The sequence below is a fragment of the Sphingomonas sp. Leaf230 genome, assembly GCF_001421745.1.
In the GTDB taxonomy this organism is placed as follows: Bacteria; Pseudomonadota; Alphaproteobacteria; order Sphingomonadales; family Sphingomonadaceae; genus Sphingomonas.
The window spans coordinates 1-19343 of sequence record NZ_LMKW01000014.1 but is presented as its reverse complement, the minus strand read 5'-3'; the positions used below and the strand labels follow the sequence as shown (position 1 = coordinate 19343).

Genomic DNA, 19343 nt, shown 5'->3' with positions numbered 1-19343 from the left:
GGCGCGGCGATGACGACGATTCCCGCTCCGAAAAAGACCAGCCCGACGATCGAGTCGCGCGACCAGTTGATCGCCAGTTTCGCAGGCGGCGAAAAGCCGAAGGATGCGTGGCGGATCGGTACCGAGCACGAGAAATTCGTCTATGCGAACGGCGATCACCACGCGCCGTCCTACGACGAGCCGAGCGGCATCCGCGCGTTGCTCGGCGAGCTGGAGCAATATGGGTGGAAGCCGGTCATGGAGGGCGGAAACGCGATCGCCATGTCGGGGCCCGACGGCAGCATCAGCCTTGAACCCGCAGGCCAGTTCGAACTTTCCGGCGCGCCGCTCGACAGTTTGCACGAGACCTGCGCCGAGACCGGCCGCCATCTGGAACAGGTGAAGGCGGCGGGTGAAAAGCTCGGCATCGGCTTCCTTGGACTCGGCATGTGGCCGGACAAGACGCGCGCCGAACTACCTACGATGCCCAAGGGGCGCTATGCGATCATGTTGCGGCACATGCCGCGCGTCGGCGGCATGGGGCTCGACATGATGCTGCGGACCTGCACGATCCAGGTGAATTTGGACTACGCGTCCGAGGCAGACATGGTGAAGAAATTCCGCGTCGGTCTCGCGCTCCAGCCGCTGGCTACCGCGCTATTCGCGAACTCGCCGTTCACCGAAGGCAAGCCCAACGGCATGCTGTCGTATCGCAGCCATATCTGGTCCGACACCGATCCGCACCGCACCGGCATGCTGCCGTTCGTGTTCGAGGATGGCTTCGGGTATGAGCGCTACGCCGAGTATGCGCTCGATGTGCCGATGTACTTCGTCTACCGCGAGGGCAAGTATATCGACGCCGCCGGGCTGTCGTTCCGCGACTTCCTGAAGGGCGAATTGTCGGTGCTGCCGGGCGAGAAGCCGACGCTCGACGACTGGACCGATCATCTGTCGACCGCGTTCCCCGAGGTGCGACTGAAGACCTTCCTCGAGATGCGCGGTGCCGATGGCGGGCCTTGGAACCGGATCTGTGCGCTGCCGGCGCTGTGGGTTGGGTTGCTGTACGATCAGGGTGCGCTCGATGCGGCGTGGGACCTGGTCAAGGACTGGACGATCGACGAGCGCCAGGCGTTGCGCGATGCGGTGCCGAAGCTCGCGCTGAATGCGCCGATCGCGGGCGGCGGCAAGCTGCGTGATATCGCGGGTGAAGTGCTCGACATCGCCGGTGCGGGGTTGTCGGCGCGCGCGCGGTTCAACCGGGCGGGCGACAACGAGACCGGCTTCCTCGATCCGCTGCGCGAGATCGTGCGGAGCGGCAAGGTGCCCGCCGAAGTGCTGTTGGAGCGCTATAACGGTGCCTGGAATGGCGACGTCTCGAAGGTCTACGACGAGGCCAGCTTCTGACTGCTCCCCTCCCGTTTACGGGAGGGGCCGGGGGGAGGGCTTGGCTGCGGACGTTGCGCTAGATGCCCAGGTCAGCCCCTCCCCTAACCCCTCCCGCAAGCGGGAGGGGAATTAGCCGCGCAGCTTCGCGAACAACCGCGGTACCAGGCCGTTGCGCGTCATCCAGTCGAAATACACGCGATAGTCCGGGTCGAGCTTCAGATGCCGCTCCTCGGTCTTCGCGCGCCAGTAATACACGCCGCTGACCGCCGCCATCAGCAGCGTCGCACGTGCAGCGTCGACCATGCTGCCGAGCGTCAGCACCGGGATCGTCGAGATCCACCAGAAAAGGTTCTTCGACAGATACGCCGGATGCCGCGACACGGCATAGGGACCATGCGTCAGGATCCCCCGGTTGGTGAGGTTCGAGAAGCGAAAGCCGAACGCCATCGTCGCCCAGGCGTAGATCGCGGTCAGCCCGACCAGCACCGCGCCGATCAGCGCCAGCAGGACCGGGTGCCCCTGAAACCAGTAGGCCCAGTCCGACGTGCCCGGATGATAATCGAGCGGGCCGCCCGTCGTCATCAGGATGAACGGCGGATAGCACATGAGCGCCGGCATCCAGGCCGCGGCGAACGGATTTGCGCTGCGAATGTGCGAATCGAGCGGGCGGAACGTGAGCAGATAGCCGACCGTCGCGAATGCCACGTCGATCAGGAACATCAACGTCACCAGCCAGCCCGACAGCGCGACCGGATCACGCAGCACCGACGCGACGTCGCCGCGGACGAAGTTACCGAAGCCCGGCGGGACGATCGCGAGCATGAAGGCGAGGAAGAACGTCTTCACCCCCCAGGCGCGCAGATGGCCGTAGATCGCCTCGCGGTCGACACCCGCCTGCCCGGTCAGCCACGCGCCGAGATGCCATGCGCCATCACGCGGCTCGACGAGATAGCGGTCTATCCAAAGGACATACGGGATCGACGCGACGAACAGGATCGGTGCGGCATTGGTGAAGCACCACATCGCGAACGCGAAATTGCCTTCCCAGTAAAACCGCCCGGCGCCGTAGATTACCGCTATCCCCGCCCACGTCGCCCACAGCCCGGCGAGCTTCGTCAGGCTCAGGTCCAGCGTTTCGCGCCAGAGCTTGGCGGCCGACCAGTCGATCCCGGTACTGGGATTGCGATGAACCTTGTCGACCAGCAACGACCAGACGATCATCGACAGCCCGCAGGCGGCGACGTTGACGAGCGCCGAATATGGCCCGTCCATGCCGTAGTGTCGCGCGAACCCGATCCAGACAAGCACGCCGACGAGTCCCGACAACCCTGCGCCGTGACTGACCGCCGACTGCGGGCGAGGGTCGGTCTCGGCCGTATCGGCAAGCTGAGCGTCGTGATCCATGGTGGTGATCCGTAGCGCGGATTGGTAAGCAAGCCATGAAGCATGTTTGGCCGCCCAGTCAGAAGCTAGGTCATCCCCGTCGATTTGGGATGATCGGCAATGGCAGCATCGGATCCGAAATCAGAGAACGGAGCGCTCGGGGTGGGCCGGATGAGAGGAAAACTCGCTCGGTGATGGAATATGACGGGGCATCTGAGCTCGGCGGTTGCCTGTAGACCACGAGCGCGAATGTTCTATTTCGGGACCTGGATGACCGCGAATTTAATCGCGGGCGTCCCGTCGGGCGTTACGTTGCGATCAAGGAGATCGCGATGTTTCAGAGACTTATCGGACGTGCCAAATGCATGATCGGCATACATCGTCGGTCTCGCAGACACACCGTCTTCAAGGGTCGCGGCGCGGATACGAGCATCTGCCGCTACTGCAGGAAATCGATGCGGAGTACGCCGGCGGGCTGGGTCGTCGAACACTCGAACTGAGACGATCGTCTGAATGCGAGGCGGGGCCACAGGCTATGTGGTACTCGTCGCGCTACCGCCCGCGAGGTGGTGCGATGAACGAACTAAAGCCCGGTCCGACAGCGCGTCGTCGTCAGTGACGCCACAATTCGTAGATGTTGAGGATGACCTCGAACGCGATCAGCCCGATTACGGCAAGCTCGAGCCGCAACGAGCGCTTGTCCTGCACCAGGTCGAGCAGCCATTCGGCAGCGTCGCCGATGACCTCGAGCTTGCGTTCCATGGCGCGTGCGCGGTCGCCCAGTTCGAACTCGGCTTCGAGACGCCCGTAAAGCCGGTCGAGTTCGGGATGATCCCAGAGCAGGTCCGGCTTCTCGGAGATCTGCGCCCGGCCGACGACGCGGTGCTGCGCCGCGAGAACGTCACCGATGCTCTGCATGACGCGTCGGATCGGCATCACCGCACGACCGTGGATGCGCAGTTCGTTGATGAGCGGCTCCACGCGATCGAACGCTTCGGCAATACGGCCTTCATCCCGCGCAAGGACGACGCTTCGGGCGACGACGGTGGCCGTCAGCAACAAGCGTTCCCGTGACGCCTCCCTCAATCGTATGTGTCCGTCTGCACTGACCGTTTCCTCGCGGTCCGCGGAAATCTCGATCCACGCGGTTTCGGTTTCGGGCGTGGCCAAGGGATCGATGATGTGCTCGGACAGGGTTTCGATGAACCGACGCTCGGTTTCGACCGCCGCCCCGATCAGCACCAGGACACCGTAGCGAAAGACGAACGCGGCCCCGACCCCCGACAGGTTGAGGGTCTCGGGCTCCGCGAAGTCCTGCAAATTGCGGGTATCGATACGCGTACCCAGCAGAAGCGCTCTCACGTCGCCCCTGGCGGGTTCGCCAGGCAGGGGTGCACCCAGCACCTCCCTGATGCCGACGCTTATCGTTCGCAGCGATCCGCCCTCAACCATGTCGCGTCACAACCATGGGACCGGCCTTATCAGTTTCAGACACATCGGCTCACGGCCGATTTACCGGCTGCCGAGCTACACCGAAGCGTCACACGATTGTTGCCAGGCATGCAATCGATGAAAAGGACCGAGGCGACGCCAGTCCATTGCCTGTGTCGGCCGAGCCGTGCCAACACCATGCGATGTATCGCGCTTCACCCCTGGCGGTTTTGCCGCTGTTGCTGGCTGCCGCCCCCGCCTGGGCACAGCAACAGGATACGCAGGCGTGGGAGCAGCTCAACGTGGTCGTTCCCATCGCACCAAAATTGCGCGTGACGCTGGAAGAGATTGCGCGGACCAGCGACCGCCAGGACGGGATCTACACCACCGAATTCGGTGCGCTCCTCGGCTGGCAGTTGGCCAAGGGCGTAGAGCTCGGATTCGGATACCGCCATGTCGGCTTTCACAGTCGCAACCTCGCGCCGGACGAGGACCGGCTCCGCCAGCAGATCGTGGTCACCAGCGGGCGCTTCGCCGGGCGATTGCGACTCGACGAACGGTTCAACCCCGACGGCAGCGAGATCGGCTTCCGGATCCGGCCGTTGCTGCGGTACAATTTGCCGCTCGGACCCAAGCGTTTGGCCTTGTTCGTCAGCCACGAGAGCTTTTTCCTGCCGAACAGTACGACCTGGGGCCAGCGCGCCGGGTATGAGCGGATGCGCAACATCGTCGGGCTGGCCTTCCCGATCGGCAAGGCGGTGACGGCCGATGTCGGCTATCTCAACCAGTATCGGTTCGCGCGCGGTGGTGCACGCGCCCAGATGGACAATGCGCTGAACCTGCAGCTTACCTTGAACCTGGGGACACTTGGCGTGGCGGGCCTTCACGACTGAGGTCCTCGCGCTGGAATGCGGATCCCGAACTCGGATTGCCGCAAGCCCTGCTTCCGAACGTTCGCCCCAGTGTATCGGGACACCACTTGCGCGCGGTCCGCTTAGACGCAACGATAGGTCATGTCGTTTCTACTCTCGCTCCTGCTTCTCCAGGCCGCCGCCACCCAGACGCCGCCGCTTACGCCCGCGGTCAAAACCGCCCCGTCCACGTCGAAATGGCCGGCACGCGACGCGCAGTTCACGGTCCGCCGCTTTCGCTTCCGCTCGGGCGAGACCCTGCCGGAACTGCGCCTCAACTATACGATGCTGGGGCAGCCGCACCGGAATGCCCGGGGTGAAATCGACAACGCGGTGATGGTCCTGCACGGTACGGGTGGCACCGGCCGCCAGTTCCTCAGCCCGCAGTTCGCCGACGAACTCTACGGCCCGGGTCAGCCACTGGACATCACGCGCTACTGGATCATCCTTCCCGACGGGATCGGGCACGGCAAATCCTCGAAACCGTCCGACGGGCTGCACATGCGGTTCCCGCACTACGACTATGACGACATGGTCGAGGCGCAGTACCGGCTGCTCCACGACGGCCTGGGCATCCGCCGCATGCGGCTGATCATGGGAACGTCGATGGGCTGCATGCACAGCCTGGTCTGGGGCGAAACGTATCCCGAGTTCGCCCGCGCGCTCATGCCGCTCGCCTGCGAACCTGTCGAGATTGCGGGGCTGAACCGCATGTGGCGCAAGCTCGCGATCGACGGGATCAAGGCCGATCCGGCCTGGGCAGGCGGCGAGTACCGGACGCCACCGGTACAGGGCCTGCGCACCGCCGCCAGCCTGCTGTTCGTCGCCGGTGGTGCGCCGCTATTCTTCCAGCAACAATATCCCGGGCGCGATGCCGCCGAGGCCTTTGCCGAGCAACGGGTCGCAGCGTCGATCGACGGGACGGATGCCAATGACCTCGTGTATCAACTCGATGCCTCGCGGACCTATGCGCCCTGGTCGCGGCTGGAGGCGATCACCGCCCCGACGACCTGGATCAACTCGGCCGACGATTTCATCAACCCACGCAATCTCGATTACCCGCAACGCGCCGTCGCCCGCATGAAGAACGCGCGATTCCGCATGATTCCGGAGAGTACCGACACGCGCGGCCACGGCACCCACACTGCGGCCCGGTTCTGGAAGCAGGACCTGGCCGACCTGCTGCAACGCACCGAATAGATGTCGGAGGACGCAGAGACAAAAATTGCGTAGTTCAGCCGTGCGTTATCGCCTGCGTGGCAATCAAGCCGTCAGACGCAAGATGGGAAATGACATGCGATTTGTTCAGATCGAAATCCTGCCGCATGGCAAGGCGCTGGTAGATATCGACAAGCTAACCCACGCAGTACCCGAGGGCGATGGGTCACGCCTGTTCCTGGGGGCGCAACATATCGATGTGCCGCATTCACTCGCCGAACTCGAGAACGTCCTGGCTGGTCGCGAGCGAACCGACGATGGCGCGAACAGCACGGCGGGGTTCGGTGTCCGGTAGGCTGACGCGACGGCGTGCGCTGGTGCAGATTTGATCTGCCGGCGCGGTCGTCATGGGTCGCGTTACGACCAGATGGCTGCGTGTCAGGCCGTCGCCCGACGCATCAGGCCTCGTCGGTGGAGATCGGCTTCCTCGCCGCCATCTGGACCGGCTTGCCGATCACGGGGCGGCCAGATGGCCATCGCCGCGCGATGCAGCGGTCCTTGGCGATCCGGGCTACGCTGACGGTATCGCCCTGGTTGCCGCCGAGGACGTGATACGCGGTTGCGTCTTCGCCGACATAGAACCCGACATGCCCACCCCCCGGACGCTCGAACACCAGCACCGCGCCGGGAGCCAACCGCTCCGGCCGCAGTGCCGATCCCCATGTCGACCATGACGTTGCGCGCACCGCGATAGCGACCGGCTCGATACCGTCTTCCTGAAGACAATAGGCAACGAACACCCCGCACCACGGGACGCTGTCGGCATTATAGACCATTCCGAGGACCTTCGTCCCTAGCCGCTTCGCCCAACCCAAGATCGTCGCGCTGTTGGCCGATCCGGCGGCTTCCTTCGTGCCCAGCTTCGCGCGCGCGGCTTTCAACCATTTGGGCTCCGTCACCATGACTCACTCGGCCTCAAAGCTAAAATCAGGGAACGCCCGTGGTTGCGCTCGAACACGGGCATCACAGCATCCGCTCCACGGTCGGCAGCATTGCCGCGACTACCGCTGCGATCGCCGCGGCGTTGGGATGCACCCGATCCGCCAGTACCATATCGGAATGCCCCAACACGCCGGGCGGGAAGAACGGCCAGACGGTCGCGCCATGCTCGGCAGCCAACGCCGCGTGAATGCCAAGATACGCCGCAGCGCGGTCACGGATGAACGCCGGGGGGTCGACGGTGGTCAGCAACACGGGGATGCCGCAGCTACCCAGGCTCAGCAGGATCTGCTCGAGGTTCGCCCGCGTACGCGCGACCGGGATCTGCCGCAGGACATCGTTCGGTCCCACCTGAACGATCGCGAGTACGGGCCGCTCGTCGAGCGCGGACAACAAGCGGGGCAAACGCCGCAGCACGTCGGCAGTGGTATCGCCCGACACCCCGGCGTTCACCACGCAGGCGCCGGGACGTGCCGTCTGCAGCGATGCCTGCAACCGTGCGGGAAAACTATCGGCAGCCTGCAGGCCGTAACCGGCAATCAGGCTGTCACCTATTGCCAGGATCAAGGGTCGGCCGGTCGTCATGCGTTGCCGCGAGATAGTTCACGTTCGACGCATTGTAAGACGTTCGGGTAAAGGCGTCGGATTGCTATCGCGCCGAACCTTTGACGCTGATGCTCGTTCCTACGTGATGACAGACGAACGGACGTCGCGGCGCTCATGAGCGTATTCTTCACGGCCGACACGCATTTCGGCGACCATCGCACGATCAACATCTCGCGACGACCGTTTGCCAACACCGCCGAAATGGATGCGGCGCTGGTCGAGCGCTGGAACGCCGTCGTCGGCCCCGATGACGTGGTGTGGCACCTGGGCGACGTGGCACGTCGCCCGGCGGATGTCGCCGAACTGCTCGCCCGACTGAACGGGAAGAAGCACCTGCTGCGCGGCAATAACGATCCGGATGCGACGCTGTCGGCGCACGGATGGGCGAGCGTCGCCGACTATGCGGAAATCGAGCTGGATGGCCGACAGCTTGTCCTGTGCCATTATCCGTTCCGAAGCTGGAACGGGCAGCACCGTGGTGCGCTGAACCTGCACGGGCACAGCCACGGCCGGCTGAAACCGATGCCGCGCCAGTTCGACGTCGGCGTCGATGTTCACGACTTCGCGCCGGTCCTGCTCGACAGCCTGATTCAAGCACGCTGATACACCTGCATTCGACTATCCGTCGCTCCGCGAGCCAACCTCGGCGTGCATGCAATCAAGCGCGCATAGCCGTTACGAAGGCCTGGAAGGCGGCAGTGGGTTGGCGTCGGCTTGGATAATAGAGATGGTTCGGTGCCAGCGTGGGTGCCCAGCCGGTGAGCACCTCGGCCAGCGTGCCGTCGGCCAGCTGTAGCGCGGCGTGCGGCAGCGGCAGGCAGGTTACGCCTAGCCCCGACACCGCGGCGTCGCGCATCACGTCGATGTCGTTGGTCGTGAAGTGGCTGCGGACCGATCGCTCCAACGTCCGGCCATCCCGTTCGAATTCCCAGCGGTGGACCACGCCGGACGACGTGTACCTGTAACACAGGCAACGATGCGACGAGAGATCGTCGGGATCGACCGGCGCAGCACGCGCGGCAAGATAGGACGGTGCTGCAACGAAGACGAGCGGCACCGGCGCGCTGATCCGGACCGATATCATGTCGGCTTGCAAGCTTTGCGCATGCCGGACTCCGCAATCGAAGCGGTCGGCGACGATATCGACGAACCCGTCGTCGACCACCAGTTCGACGGCGATGTCGGGATAGGCGCGCGCAAAGTCGGTCAGCCGCGGCAGGATGGCGTAGATCGCCGCGACCCGGTGCGCGCTGACCCGGATCCGCCCCGCCGGTCGTTCCCGGGCATTGTCGAGATCGGCCAGCGCGCCCGCGACCGAAGCGATCGCCGGCCTCAACCGCGCCAGCAGTTCCTCGCCCGCGGGCGTCGGCGCCAGCGAACGGGTGGTACGGTCGAGCAGTCGAACGCCCAGTTTCGTCTCCAGCGACCGCATCGCATGGCTGAGCGCAGAGGCGGACAACCCCAGCCGCGTCGCCGCCCGTGCGAAACTGCCAGCCTCGACGATCGTCTCGAACACCGCGAGACCGGACCAGAGATCGCGATCCATTCGTGAACATCCTTCAGCAACCCATGCGCCGCAGACGATCTAATCCTCGGGCGGTCCGGCGTCCATCTCGGGGCGACACACTGCAGGATGCCACCATGACCCTCGACACCTATCGCCCGCTCGGCCGCTCCGGCCTGCTCGTCAGCCCGCTGGCGCTCGGCACGATGACCTTCGGCACGCCGCGCTGGGGGTTGGACGAGCGCGGCAGCCGCGCGGTGTTCGATCGCTACACCGATCTCGGCGGCAATTTCGTGGATACCGCCGACGTCTATGCGGGAGGACGATCCGAAGAGATGGTCGGTGCGTTCGTCGCGGCGCAATCGTCGCGCGACCGGATCGTCATCGCGACGAAATCCGGGTTCGCTACCGGCCGCGGCTATCATGCGGGCGGCAATGGTGCACGCCACGTAGTGGCCTCGGTCGAGGGTTCGCTCCGCCGGCTCAAGACGGACTTCATCGACCTGTACTGGGTGCATGTCTGGGACGGCGTCACCCCCGCCGAAGAACTGCTGCGGACGATGACCGCGCTCGTCGCAGCGGGCAAGATCCGCTATTGGGGCATATCCAATACGCCTGCGTGGTATGTCGCCGAACTCGCCACCCTGGCACGCGTCCAAGGTCATCCGGCGCCGATCGGCCTGCAATATTTCTACTCGCTGGTCGAACGTGGGGTCGAGGCCGAGCACCTGCCGCTCGCGCGGTCGGCGGGCATGGGCCTCGTCCCCTGGAGCCCCCTCGCCTATGGCCTGCTGACCGGTAAGTACGACCGCGCCACCGTCGAGGCGGGTCCGAAGCGGGCGGGTGGCGTTCCCAACCAGGCCGGGACGGACGATACCGCGCGCCCCGCGGACGACAAGCGGCTCGATGGCGACAATCCGTTCGGCGACACGCTGTTCACCGACCGCAACTGGCAGATTCTCGAAATACTCAAGCGCATCGCAGGCGAAATCGGCGAAACGCCGGCACGCGTCGCGCTGTCCTGGGTGGTCGGGCAGCCGGGGGTCGCATCGACGTTGATGGGCGTGAGCCGGCCCGAACAGGTGACCGACAATGTCGCCGCACTCGGCCTTCGCCTGCCGCCGGAACACCGTGCCGCGCTCGATGCGGCGAGCGGCGGCAACCTGCCGTTTCTCTACGGCCTGTTCCAACCTGCCGTGCGCAACCAGGTCGTCTTCGGCGGCGGAGATGTCCGAAGCTGAAGCTTCATCCTGGAGCCGGCAACCTGGGACGAAATCTGCGCCCGTCCGGCTCCAATCGACAATCTTCGCGTTTGAGGATGTCCGGTCCGCTGCACGCTTGGATGTTGCGCGCCGGCACGGGGGTATCATGCGGATTGGGATCATCGGCGCGGGAATGGCGGGCCTGTCTTGTGCGCATGCACTACGCGACCAGGGTCATCACCCGGTCCTGTTCGACAAGGGTCGCGGGCCCGGCGGCAGGATGTCGACGCGCCGGATCGACACGCCGCTGGGCGAGGCTGCGTTCGATCGCGGCGCGCAATATCTCACGGCGCGCGATCCCGCCTTCGTCGCGCAGGTCGATCGCTGGGCGCAGGCGGGCCACGTCGCGCGCTGGTCGCCTGCGGGGCCCGATGCCTGGGTCGGGACGCCAGCGATGAACGCGCCGGTCCGCGCGATGGCGAGCGACCTGGATGTTCGATGGAACACGGCGATCGACAGCGTCTCGCATGACGGCGACTGGCGGATCGGCGACGAACGGTTCGATGCGGCGATCGTCGCGGTACCTGCAGAACAGGTCGCGCCCCTGATCGCGGCGCATGACAATGCGCTCGCCGATGCGGCCCGCTCCGCGGTGTCCGATCCGTGTTGGACCGTCATGGCGGCGTTCGATGGTCCGGTGCCGCTCGAATACGACCGGGTGACGAATTTGGGAGCGATCGGGTCCGCCGTCCGCAACTCGGCCAAGCCCGGGCGGACCGGACCGGAGGCGTGGGTACTTCAGGCCAGTGCCGACTGGTCGCGCGCGCATCTCGAAGATACGCCGGACATGGTTGAACAGGCATTGCTCGCAGCCTTCGCCGAGCACATCGGCGTCGTGTCGCCTGCCATCATCGCGACCAGCGCCCATCGCTGGCGGTATGCAAAGACCAACGCACTGGACCGCGGTGCGTTCTGGAACCCGGACATCCAACTGGGCGCATGCGGCGACTGGCTCCTCGGCCCCCGGATCGAAGCCGCTTGGCTATCCGGGCATCGGCTCGCGTCGCTCGTTGGTCGAACCGGATCAATTGCCGCTGAAGGAGGTCACTGAGACCTACCTGCCGCTGTTGAAGCGCCCTTCCCCGCCTGAAACATGTCGATCGGTGCGGGCTGGAGAAGCCGATCGAGATTGCGACACTGCCGCCACTATCGGTGTTCACGAACTACGGCCTGTAATCTTCATCTCGGTATGCCGGGTATTGGATCCGGGTCGCCGCAGCTATGCCGCAACCGCAGATTGGTCACATGCGCGAGCGCTACGAGGATGCCGCCAGTCACCGTGACGGCAATTTCGACGCCGCCTTCCCGCAGTGCGAAGGCTCCTATCGTCATCAGACCCAACCCGACGCCGCCAAGGAACAGCGGCCACGACGCCGCGTGACGCGCGCGTCCGCCGACCAGTGCGATCACCGCCATCGGTGCCGCGAACAACAGCACCCAGCGGTGGAAGCTCTCGGGTATGACGATGAACGCGGACACGGCCGGTAGTGCTGCCAACAGGAGCGGCAACGCGAGGCAGTGAACCATGCACGCCGCCGATCCCGCCATGGCTGCACGATCGAGCCAATCCATTCCGTACGTCCGCATCGTTCTCATCTTGCCACAACCACCATCACCATAGTAATGATACATCATATCATAGCGTATGAGGTTGGTCGATGGTGCAAGATGCAAAGCCGCTGTTACCCGTGACGGTCCTGTCCGGGTTCCTGGGTGCCGGAAAGACGACGCTCCTCAATCACATCCTCGCCAACCGGGAAGGCCGGCGCGTGGCGGTGATCGTCAACGACATGTCGGAGGTGAACATCGACGCCGACCTGGTACGCAGCGGCGATACGGCCTTGTCGCGCGGCGAGGACACGCTGGTCGAGATGACCAATGGCTGCATCTGCTGCACGCTGCGCGAGGATCTGCTGGTCGAGGTGCGCGCGCTGGCCGATGCCGGGCGGTTCGACTGCCTGGTGATCGAAAGCACCGGCATCTCCGAGCCGCTGCCGGTCGCCGCGACCTTCTCGTTCGAGGACGAGCAGGGCGACAGCCTGTCGGATGTCGCGCGGCTCGACACGATGGTGACGGTGGTCGACGCCGCCAATTTGCTGCGCGACTATGCCAGCACCGACTTCCTCGCCGATCGAGGCGAGGCGCTCGGCGACGACGATCGCCGCAGCTTGGTCGGGCTGCTCGTCGAGCAGATCGAGTTCGCGGACGTGATCGTCATCACCAAGGCCGATCTCGTCGACGCCGCGCAACTGGCGACCGTCCGCAAGCTGGTGGCGTCGCTCAACGCCGATGCGCGCATCGTCGAGGCACGCCACGGACACGTACCGCTCGACTCGGTGATCGAGACCGGACTGTTCGACGACGAGAAGGCGGAACTGCACCCGCTCTGGGCCAAGGAACTCTACGGTCATGCCGATCATCGTCCCGAGAGCGAGGAATACGGCGTCGAAAGCTTCGTCTACCGCGCTCGCGCGCCATTTGACCCGGTCAAGTTCAACGCCTTTGCACGCGGCGGCTGGCCGGGTGTGGTCCGCGCCAAGGGGCATTTCTGGCTGGCGACCCGTCCAGACTGGTGCGGCGAACTCGCGCAGGCCGGAGCGCAGTCGGTGACGGAGGCGCTGGGCCGCTGGTGGGCGTGCGTACCGGAAACGAAGCGCCCGAGCGGCGACGCGTGGGACCGGATGATGGCGGCGAAATGGTCGCCGATCTGGGGCGACCGACGGCAGGAACTGGTCTTCATCGGCATCGACATGGACGAGGCCGAGATCAGGCGTCGCCTCGATGCGTGCCTCGTGCCCGCCGCCGCGTTCACGCCTCGGCTGTGGGAGGGGTTGCCCGATCCGTTCCCCGCCTGGGGCGTGCGGGAGATGGCGTGATGAACAGCGCAACGATACTCGCGCCAGTCCGATCGCACGTTCACCGCGCGCGGACCGTCGAGGCTTTCGCTGCGATCCTCGATCCCGACGTGAATCTCGCGATCTGGGAGCGTCCTTCGATGCCCTCGGTCGGATCGCTGGACGGTTTCGGCACGATCCAGATGACGGCACCGGTCGATCGCGCGCATGCCGCACTGATCGATGCGTTCGCGCAGCAGCCGCCCGCCGCCTGGCATGCGGACATCGCCGCGGACATGGCCGCGCTGGCTCAGTCCTTCGCGGCGATCATGAACCTGTCGCACGTCGTGATCCGGCTGGAGTGCGTGGTGGGCAACGCCTGCAAACGCTGGCATGCGGATTACGTGTCCGTCCGGCTGATCTGCACCTATCGCGGGTCGGGGACGCAGTGGATCAAACGATCGGTAGAGACCGCCGATGCGCCGGCTGTCGAGACACAGCGATCGCTCGCTCTCGGTGCGGTCGGCCTGTTCAAGGGCCGTATCCTCGCCGGCCAACAGGCGATCGTCCACCGTTCGCCGCCGATCGCGGGCACTGGCGAGGAGCGGTTGCTGCTCGTGATCGACGGTCCGCCGCCAGAGGAGACCGCTGCGCTGTGGGAGCGGGCGATGCAACGTGGCTGACATATTCGCGGCCCATCATCGTCACGCGATCGGTGGGCGCCTTCTCACGTCTCCCATGATCCAAGCCATCAGGATGCCGACCGCATGACCCGTTTGCCGCTTATCCTCGCCGTCACGCTTGCAAGCCTCGGTGCGGTCGCCGGTGCACAGCAGGCGCCAATCCTCGCCGATGCGCCGGTGGGATATCTCAGGCCGGACGCGTTCGATGTGCTGGCCGTCCTGCCGCCTGCGCCGAAGTCGACCGATCCTCGCGGTCTCGCCGACCGCGCGATTTTCAAGGCGACGCGGGCTTTGCAAGGCAGTCCGCGCTGGGCGATGGCCACCAGCGACGTGAAGTCCGCGCCCGCCGACCTGTTTCACGACTTCAGTTGCGCCATGGGGATCGCGATGACGCCTGAAAATGCGCCGCGGACCGCCGCGCTGCTGCGGCGCGCCATGTTCGACACTGGGCGCCAGACCGGCATCGCCAAGACCTTCTACAAGCGGCAGCGGCCGTTCCTGATCGACCGCGGACCGATCTGCCAGCCCGCGGCCGAAGTTGCGGACAGCTATGATTATCCGTCGGGCCATACGACCGCCGGCTGGACGATGGCGACGGTGCTCGCGCAAATCGCGCCCGATCGTGCAACCGCGCTTCTCGCGCGCGGTCGGGCGTACGGCGAAAGCCGGATCGTGTGCGGCGTCCACAATGCCAGCGCGGTCGATGCGGGGCGACTGTCGGCGTCGTCGACGCTGACCGCGATGCAGGGCGACCCGGCCTTCACCGCCGATCTCGCCGCAGCCGGACAGGAGATCGCGGCGCTCCGACAGTCCGGCGCCGCAGCAAAACCCGATACCGCCCAGTGCACACGCGAAGCGGCACTCGTCGCCCAGCCCCTCTACTGACGAGACACTCATGACCGACACGACCGGCTCGCGCCTGCTGCTCAATCGCCGCACCATGATCGGTGCCACTGCCGCCATGATCGGCGCCCCCGCGATCCTGCGCGCGCAGCAACTCTTTGCCGCCTACCCGTTTCGCCTCGGTATCGCGGCGGGCGATCCGGCTGCGGACGGCTTCGTCATCTGGACCCGGCTCGCCCCCGATCCGCTGGCCGAGCATGGCGGCATGCCGATGCAGCCGGTCGAGGTGGAGTGGCAGGTTGCGACCGATCCGCGCTTTGCGACCCCGGTGGCCGGCGGCAAAGCGCTGGCGCGTCCCGAACTCGCGCACTCGGTCCATGTCGAGGTTGCCGGACTGCAGCCGGATCGCCCTTATTGGTACCGTTTCACGGTCGGCAGCGAGCGTTCGACCACGGGATGCGCGCGCACCCTGCCGATCGCCGGCGCGTCGCTCGACCGGCTGCGTTTCGCGGTCGCCGGCTGCCAGAACTACGAAGACGGGCTCTACACCGCCTATCGCCACCTCGCGACGGAAGAGCCGGCGTTCGTCTTCCACTATGGCGACTATATCTACGAGGGCCGGAGCGCGCCGATGCCGGTCGGCTATGACGGCAAGCCGCGTACCTTCGTCCGCGAGCATGCCGGGCAAAAGTTGTTCGACCTCGCCGATTATCGCCGCCGCTACGCCCAGTACAAGACCGACCCCGACTTGCAGACCGCGCATGCCGCAGCCGCATGGTTCGTGACGTTCGACGATCACGAGATCGAGAACAACTGGGTCGGCGAGATCGACCAGGAGAAGGACCCGCCCGAAGTGTTCGCGCTGCGCCGGGCCGCCGCGTTCCAGGCCTATTACGAGCATATGCCGCTGCGCCGCTCGGCCTTTCCGGGCCCCGCCGGCATGCAGATCTATCGCCGGGCGACGATCGGCAATCTGCTCAACCTGCATCTGCTCGACACGCGGCAGTTCCGGACCGATCAGCCGTGCGACGACGGCTTCAAGACCCGCTGTGCCGGCTGGGCCGACCCCGCCGCCCAGGTGATGGGACGGACCCAGGAGGCGTGGCTCGGCACCGCCCTGAAGCAGAAGAAGGCCCGCTGGAACGCGCTGGCGCAACAGGTGATGATGATGCCGCTCGACCGGCGGACCGGCGACGAACCCGCACCGATCCGCAACATGGACAGCTGGGGCGGCTACGACGCGCCGCGCGAACGCGTGCTGAAGATGGTCGAAGGGCTCGGCAACACGGTCGTGCTGACCGGCGACGAGCATCAGAATTATGCAGGCGTGCTGCGTACCGAAGGCGGCCAGGGGGATGCCGTCGCGGTCGAGTTCGTCGGCACGTCGATCACCTCAGGCGGCGACGGCGCGGATCGCCGGGTTGGCGAAGACCGTATCCGCGCCCGCAACCCGTTCCTCGCCTGGACCAACGACCGGCGCGGATATCTGCTGTGCGATGTGAATGCCGAGCAGTGGAAAACCGAGTTCCGCACCGTCGATACGGTCACGCGGCCCGACGGCGTGATCAAGACGTCCGGTACGGCGATCGTCGAGCACGGCCGTGCTGCGCTGACGATGAGCTGAGCGCACCTCGATAGGATAACCTGAACTTCGGTCCGCGGCGCCGACTGGGGCAAAGATGTCGCGGTGTCCGGCAAAAACGCATCGGGCTTAATCCCGCCTATTGCCGCGCGTTACAGCGGTGTTACCGGTCGGTGACGGATCCGGGTCACACGGATCGACGCAGGAGGATGTTCGAAACCCAAGGGGGGACCATCCATGATTCGCTTGCCCGTTCGTACGTCTGCCATCGCCCGCCTGCTCGCCGCCAGCGCGCCGCTGCTCGTTTTCGCCGTGCCCGCTATCGCACAGGAACAAGTGCCGGCTGCACAAGCCGTGAGCGATCCGGCGAGCGACCAAGGCGTCGGTGAGATCGTCGTCACCGCGACCCGCCGCCGGGAATCGTCGAAAGACGTGCCGCTCGCGGTCACCGCGATCAGCGGCGAGAAGCTCGACGTGCTCAATTCGAGCGGCCTCGACATCCGGTTCCTTGCCGGCCGCACGCCGAGCCTCCAGGTCGAGTCGTCGTTCGGTCGCACCTTCCCGCGCTTCTACATCCGCGGTCTCGGCAATACCGATTTCGATCCCAATGCCGCGCAGCCGGTGTCGGTGGTGTATGACGACGTCGCGCTCGAGAACCCGATGTTGAAGTCGTTCCCGGTCTTCGATCTGCAAAGCGTCGAAGTGCTGCGCGGTCCGCAGGGCACTCTGTTCGGGCGCAACACGCCGGCCGGCGTCGTGAAGATCGATTCTGCCAAGCCGAACCCGGACAAGGTCTCGGGCTATGCGACCGGATCCTGGGCGACCTACAACACGATCAACGGCGAGGCGGCACTGAACCTGCCGATCGGCAACGGCTTCGCGTTCCGCGCGTCGGGCATCATCCAGTCGCGCGACGATTGGGTTAAGAACGACTCCACGACGGGCAATGCGGATCGCAAGCTCGAAGGCTATCGCGACGTCGCCGGCCGCTTCCAGCTCGGCTATACCAGCAGCGACTTCAACGCCTTGCTGAACGTCCATGTCCGCGACCTCACCGGCTCGCCACGCATCTTCCGCGCCGGGCTGTTCAAGCCGGGCACCAACGACTTCAACACCGGGTTCGACCCCAAGCACGTCACGCTCGACGGTTACACCAGCCAGAGCCTGACGCAGTGGGGCACGAACCTGCGGCTCGACTATCACCTCGATGGCATCGGCACCTTCTATTCGGTTACCGGCTACGAGCAGGCCAAGGTCGAGAGCACGGGCGATGTCGACGGCGGCAACAACTACACGTTCCTCGGCGGCACGATCGGCGCGATCGGCGTCGGACTGTTCCCGTCGAACACCGGCGGCCTGACCAAGCCCAAGGAGTTCAGCCAGGAACTCCGGTATGCGAGCGAGGACATGAACGGCATCCGCCTGCAGGGCGGGCTGTATTATTTCCACCAGACGCTGCGCTATCACCAGTACGACTATGCGTTCGGCGGTACCGGATCGCGCGCGACCGACCTCGATCAGGATATCTACCACGACAACCGCAACGAGAATTACGGTGCGTTCGCCTCGATCGAGGCCAAGCCCGTCGACCTGCTGACGTTGCGCGCGGGCGTTCGCTATTCGCACGACTATCGCAACGACCTCGTCACCGCGCCGATCCCCGGCACCGGGATCAGCGATACGCTGCCCGCGCGCGCGGTCGTCCGCGGTTCGAACGTCACTTGGGATGCGAGTGCCACCTACGAACTGACGCCCGCGATCAACGTCTATTCGCGGCTCGCGACGGGCTATCAGGGCCCCGCGATCCAGGACCGCGTGACCTTTGGCAGCGTCCAGAGCACCGCGCCGAAGCAGACGACCTTCTCGGGCGAGAGCGGTTTCAAGGGCACGCTGCTCGACCGGAAGGTGAACTTCTCGCTCGACGCCTATTGGTACAGCACCAAGGATCTGCAGATCACCGCGGTCGGCGGCAGCAGCAATTCGGCACGCCTGATCAGTGCGAACAAGGCGATCGGCTACGGCGTCGAGGGCGAATTTGAGGCGCGTCCGTTTCCCGAGCTGACATTGACCGCGAGTGGCAGCTACAACTTCACCGAGATCCGCGACCGGGGCATCGGCGTCGGGGTATGCGCGACCTGCACCGTGCTGGATCCGATCGTGAACGGGTTCGCGGTGATCGACGGTAACGATCTTCCCCAGGCGCCGCGCTGGATCGCCAACTGGACGGCGCGCTACGGCATCCCGCTCGCGAACGGGGGCGAGGTCTACGCGTACACCGACTGGGTCTATCGCAGCCGTATCAACTTCTTCCTGTACGAAGCGGTCGAGTTCACCGGCAAGTCTTCGCTCGAGGGCGGGCTCAAGGTCGGCTATAAATCGCCCCAGGGGTATGAGGTCGGCGCGTTCGTCCGCAACATCACCAACCAGTATCGCAGCATCAGCGCGATCGACTTCAACAACCTGACGGGCATGATCAACGAACCGCGGATCATCGGCGGCCAGTTCAAGGTCGCATTTTGAGATAAGACGCCGAACTGAGCGCTTTACTGGCAATTTCGGTGCGCAAGCGAGCCAGGGCGCCGTCGCCTGACGTACCATTGCGGTGGGCCGGTGCTTTGCCTCGCGGAGCGCTTTCGGAGCTTGCTGCGCTGAGCAAGCCGGTCGTCGTCGCATAGGGCCCAGTAGATGGTGTATCGCGGCGGCTGCATTTTGACAGCAGATGAGATTTGCAGCCCCTTCACGTACGATGCCTGGATCGGGGTCGACCTGACCTCGTGCATCG

18 protein-coding genes are annotated in these 19343 nt (G+C 65.4%); 12 read left to right on the top strand and 6 right to left on the bottom strand.

The window, feature by feature from the left end; translation table 11 throughout:
• Positions 1-9: 9 nt before the first annotated feature.
• Entirely contained in the window at positions 10-1383 is a 1374-nt protein-coding gene (locus ASE82_RS18015) for a glutamate--cysteine ligase (protein WP_056066665.1), read from the top strand.
• 111 nt (positions 1384-1494) lie between these two features.
• On the opposite strand, the gene ASE82_RS18010 is transcribed toward ASE82_RS18015, so the two are convergent.
• Positions 1495-2769 (bottom strand): methyltransferase family protein, encoded by a 1275-nt coding sequence (locus tag ASE82_RS18010; RefSeq protein WP_056066662.1) that lies wholly within the window; start codon positions 2767-2769, stop codon positions 1495-1497.
• A 591-nt stretch (positions 2770-3360) separates the two neighbouring features.
• A complete protein-coding gene (locus tag ASE82_RS18005) occupies positions 3361-4110 on the bottom strand; it encodes an RMD1 family protein (protein ID WP_235524791.1) in 750 nt (249 codons plus the stop codon).
• Between the two features lie 272 nt (positions 4111-4382).
• Here ASE82_RS18005 and ASE82_RS18000 point away from each other — a divergent pair, with 272 nt between their 5' ends.
• The 3 genes from ASE82_RS18000 to ASE82_RS17990 all read left to right on the top strand — a co-directional run bounded on the left by ASE82_RS18000 (position 4383) and on the right by ASE82_RS17990 (position 6603).
• Entirely contained in the window at positions 4383-5072 is a 690-nt protein-coding gene (locus tag ASE82_RS18000; RefSeq protein ID WP_056066656.1) for a DUF2490 domain-containing protein, read from the top strand.
• Between the two features lie 120 nt (positions 5073-5192).
• Complete coding sequence (locus ASE82_RS17995; RefSeq protein WP_056066653.1) at positions 5193-6290, top strand: alpha/beta fold hydrolase; 1098 nt, start codon at positions 5193-5195, stop codon at positions 6288-6290.
• 94 nt (positions 6291-6384) lie between these two features.
• Positions 6385-6603, top strand: coding sequence for a hypothetical protein (locus ASE82_RS17990; protein ID WP_056066651.1), 219 nt, complete (start codon positions 6385-6387; stop codon positions 6601-6603).
• A gap of 103 nt (positions 6604-6706) precedes the next feature.
• Here ASE82_RS17990 and ASE82_RS17985 read toward each other — a convergent pair whose 3' ends face one another.
• Both ASE82_RS17985 and ASE82_RS17980 read right to left on the bottom strand, forming a co-directional pair.
• On the bottom strand, positions 6707-7210 hold the full coding sequence (locus ASE82_RS17985) for a TIGR02594 family protein (RefSeq protein WP_056066648.1): 504 nt from the start codon (positions 7208-7210) through the stop codon (positions 6707-6709).
• Positions 7211-7271: 61 nt separating this feature from the next.
• On the bottom strand, positions 7272-7832 hold the full coding sequence (locus ASE82_RS17980) for a GDSL-type esterase/lipase family protein (protein ID WP_056066645.1): 561 nt from the start codon (positions 7830-7832) through the stop codon (positions 7272-7274).
• A 135-nt stretch (positions 7833-7967) separates the two neighbouring features.
• Here ASE82_RS17980 and ASE82_RS17975 point away from each other — a divergent pair, with 135 nt between their 5' ends.
• Entirely contained in the window at positions 7968-8456 is a 489-nt protein-coding gene (locus ASE82_RS17975) for a metallophosphoesterase family protein (RefSeq protein ID WP_056066642.1), read from the top strand.
• 55 nt (positions 8457-8511) lie between these two features.
• On the opposite strand, the gene ASE82_RS17970 is transcribed toward ASE82_RS17975, so the two are convergent.
• Positions 8512-9399 carry a LysR family transcriptional regulator gene (locus ASE82_RS17970; protein ID WP_056066640.1) on the bottom strand — a complete coding sequence of 296 codons (888 nt, stop codon included), beginning with the start codon at positions 9397-9399 and terminating at the stop codon, positions 8512-8514.
• 95 nt (positions 9400-9494) lie between these two features.
• Between ASE82_RS17970 and ASE82_RS17965 the strand changes: the two genes are divergently transcribed.
• Positions 9495-10598 carry an aldo/keto reductase gene (locus ASE82_RS17965; protein ID WP_056066638.1) on the top strand — a complete coding sequence of 368 codons (1104 nt, stop codon included), beginning with the start codon at positions 9495-9497 and terminating at the stop codon, positions 10596-10598.
• A 127-nt stretch (positions 10599-10725) separates the two neighbouring features.
• Entirely contained in the window at positions 10726-11670 is a 945-nt protein-coding gene (locus ASE82_RS17960) for an NAD(P)/FAD-dependent oxidoreductase (RefSeq protein ID WP_056066635.1), read from the top strand.
• Positions 11671-11798: 128 nt separating this feature from the next.
• Here ASE82_RS17960 and ASE82_RS17955 read toward each other — a convergent pair whose 3' ends face one another.
• Positions 11799-12206 (bottom strand): MerC domain-containing protein, encoded by a 408-nt coding sequence (locus ASE82_RS17955; RefSeq protein WP_082441722.1) that lies wholly within the window; start codon positions 12204-12206, stop codon positions 11799-11801.
• A gap of 71 nt (positions 12207-12277) precedes the next feature.
• On the opposite strand from ASE82_RS17955, the gene ASE82_RS17950 reads away from it, so the two are divergent.
• The 5 genes from ASE82_RS17950 to ASE82_RS17930 all read left to right on the top strand — a co-directional run bounded on the left by ASE82_RS17950 (position 12278) and on the right by ASE82_RS17930 (position 19081).
• Positions 12278-13495 carry a GTP-binding protein gene (locus ASE82_RS17950; RefSeq protein WP_200910750.1) on the top strand — a complete coding sequence of 406 codons (1218 nt, stop codon included), beginning with the start codon at positions 12278-12280 and terminating at the stop codon, positions 13493-13495.
• On the top strand, positions 13495-14136 hold the full coding sequence (locus ASE82_RS17945) for a DUF1826 domain-containing protein (RefSeq protein ID WP_056066630.1): 642 nt from the start codon (positions 13495-13497) through the stop codon (positions 14134-14136). The genes ASE82_RS17950 and ASE82_RS17945 overlap by 1 nt, the downstream gene beginning before the upstream one ends.
• A gap of 84 nt (positions 14137-14220) precedes the next feature.
• Entirely contained in the window at positions 14221-15021 is an 801-nt protein-coding gene (locus ASE82_RS17940) for an acid phosphatase (RefSeq protein ID WP_056066627.1), read from the top strand.
• Between the two features lie 10 nt (positions 15022-15031).
• The gene (locus ASE82_RS17935; protein WP_056066624.1) at positions 15032-16603 is read left to right on the top strand and encodes an alkaline phosphatase D family protein; all 1572 of its coding nucleotides are present in this window, start codon (positions 15032-15034) and stop codon (positions 16601-16603) included.
• A 195-nt stretch (positions 16604-16798) separates the two neighbouring features.
• Positions 16799-19081: a TonB-dependent receptor gene (locus ASE82_RS17930; RefSeq protein ID WP_056066621.1), complete on the top strand. Its 2283-nt coding sequence runs from the start codon at positions 16799-16801 to the stop codon at positions 19079-19081.
• Positions 19082-19343: the final 262 nt, after the last annotated feature.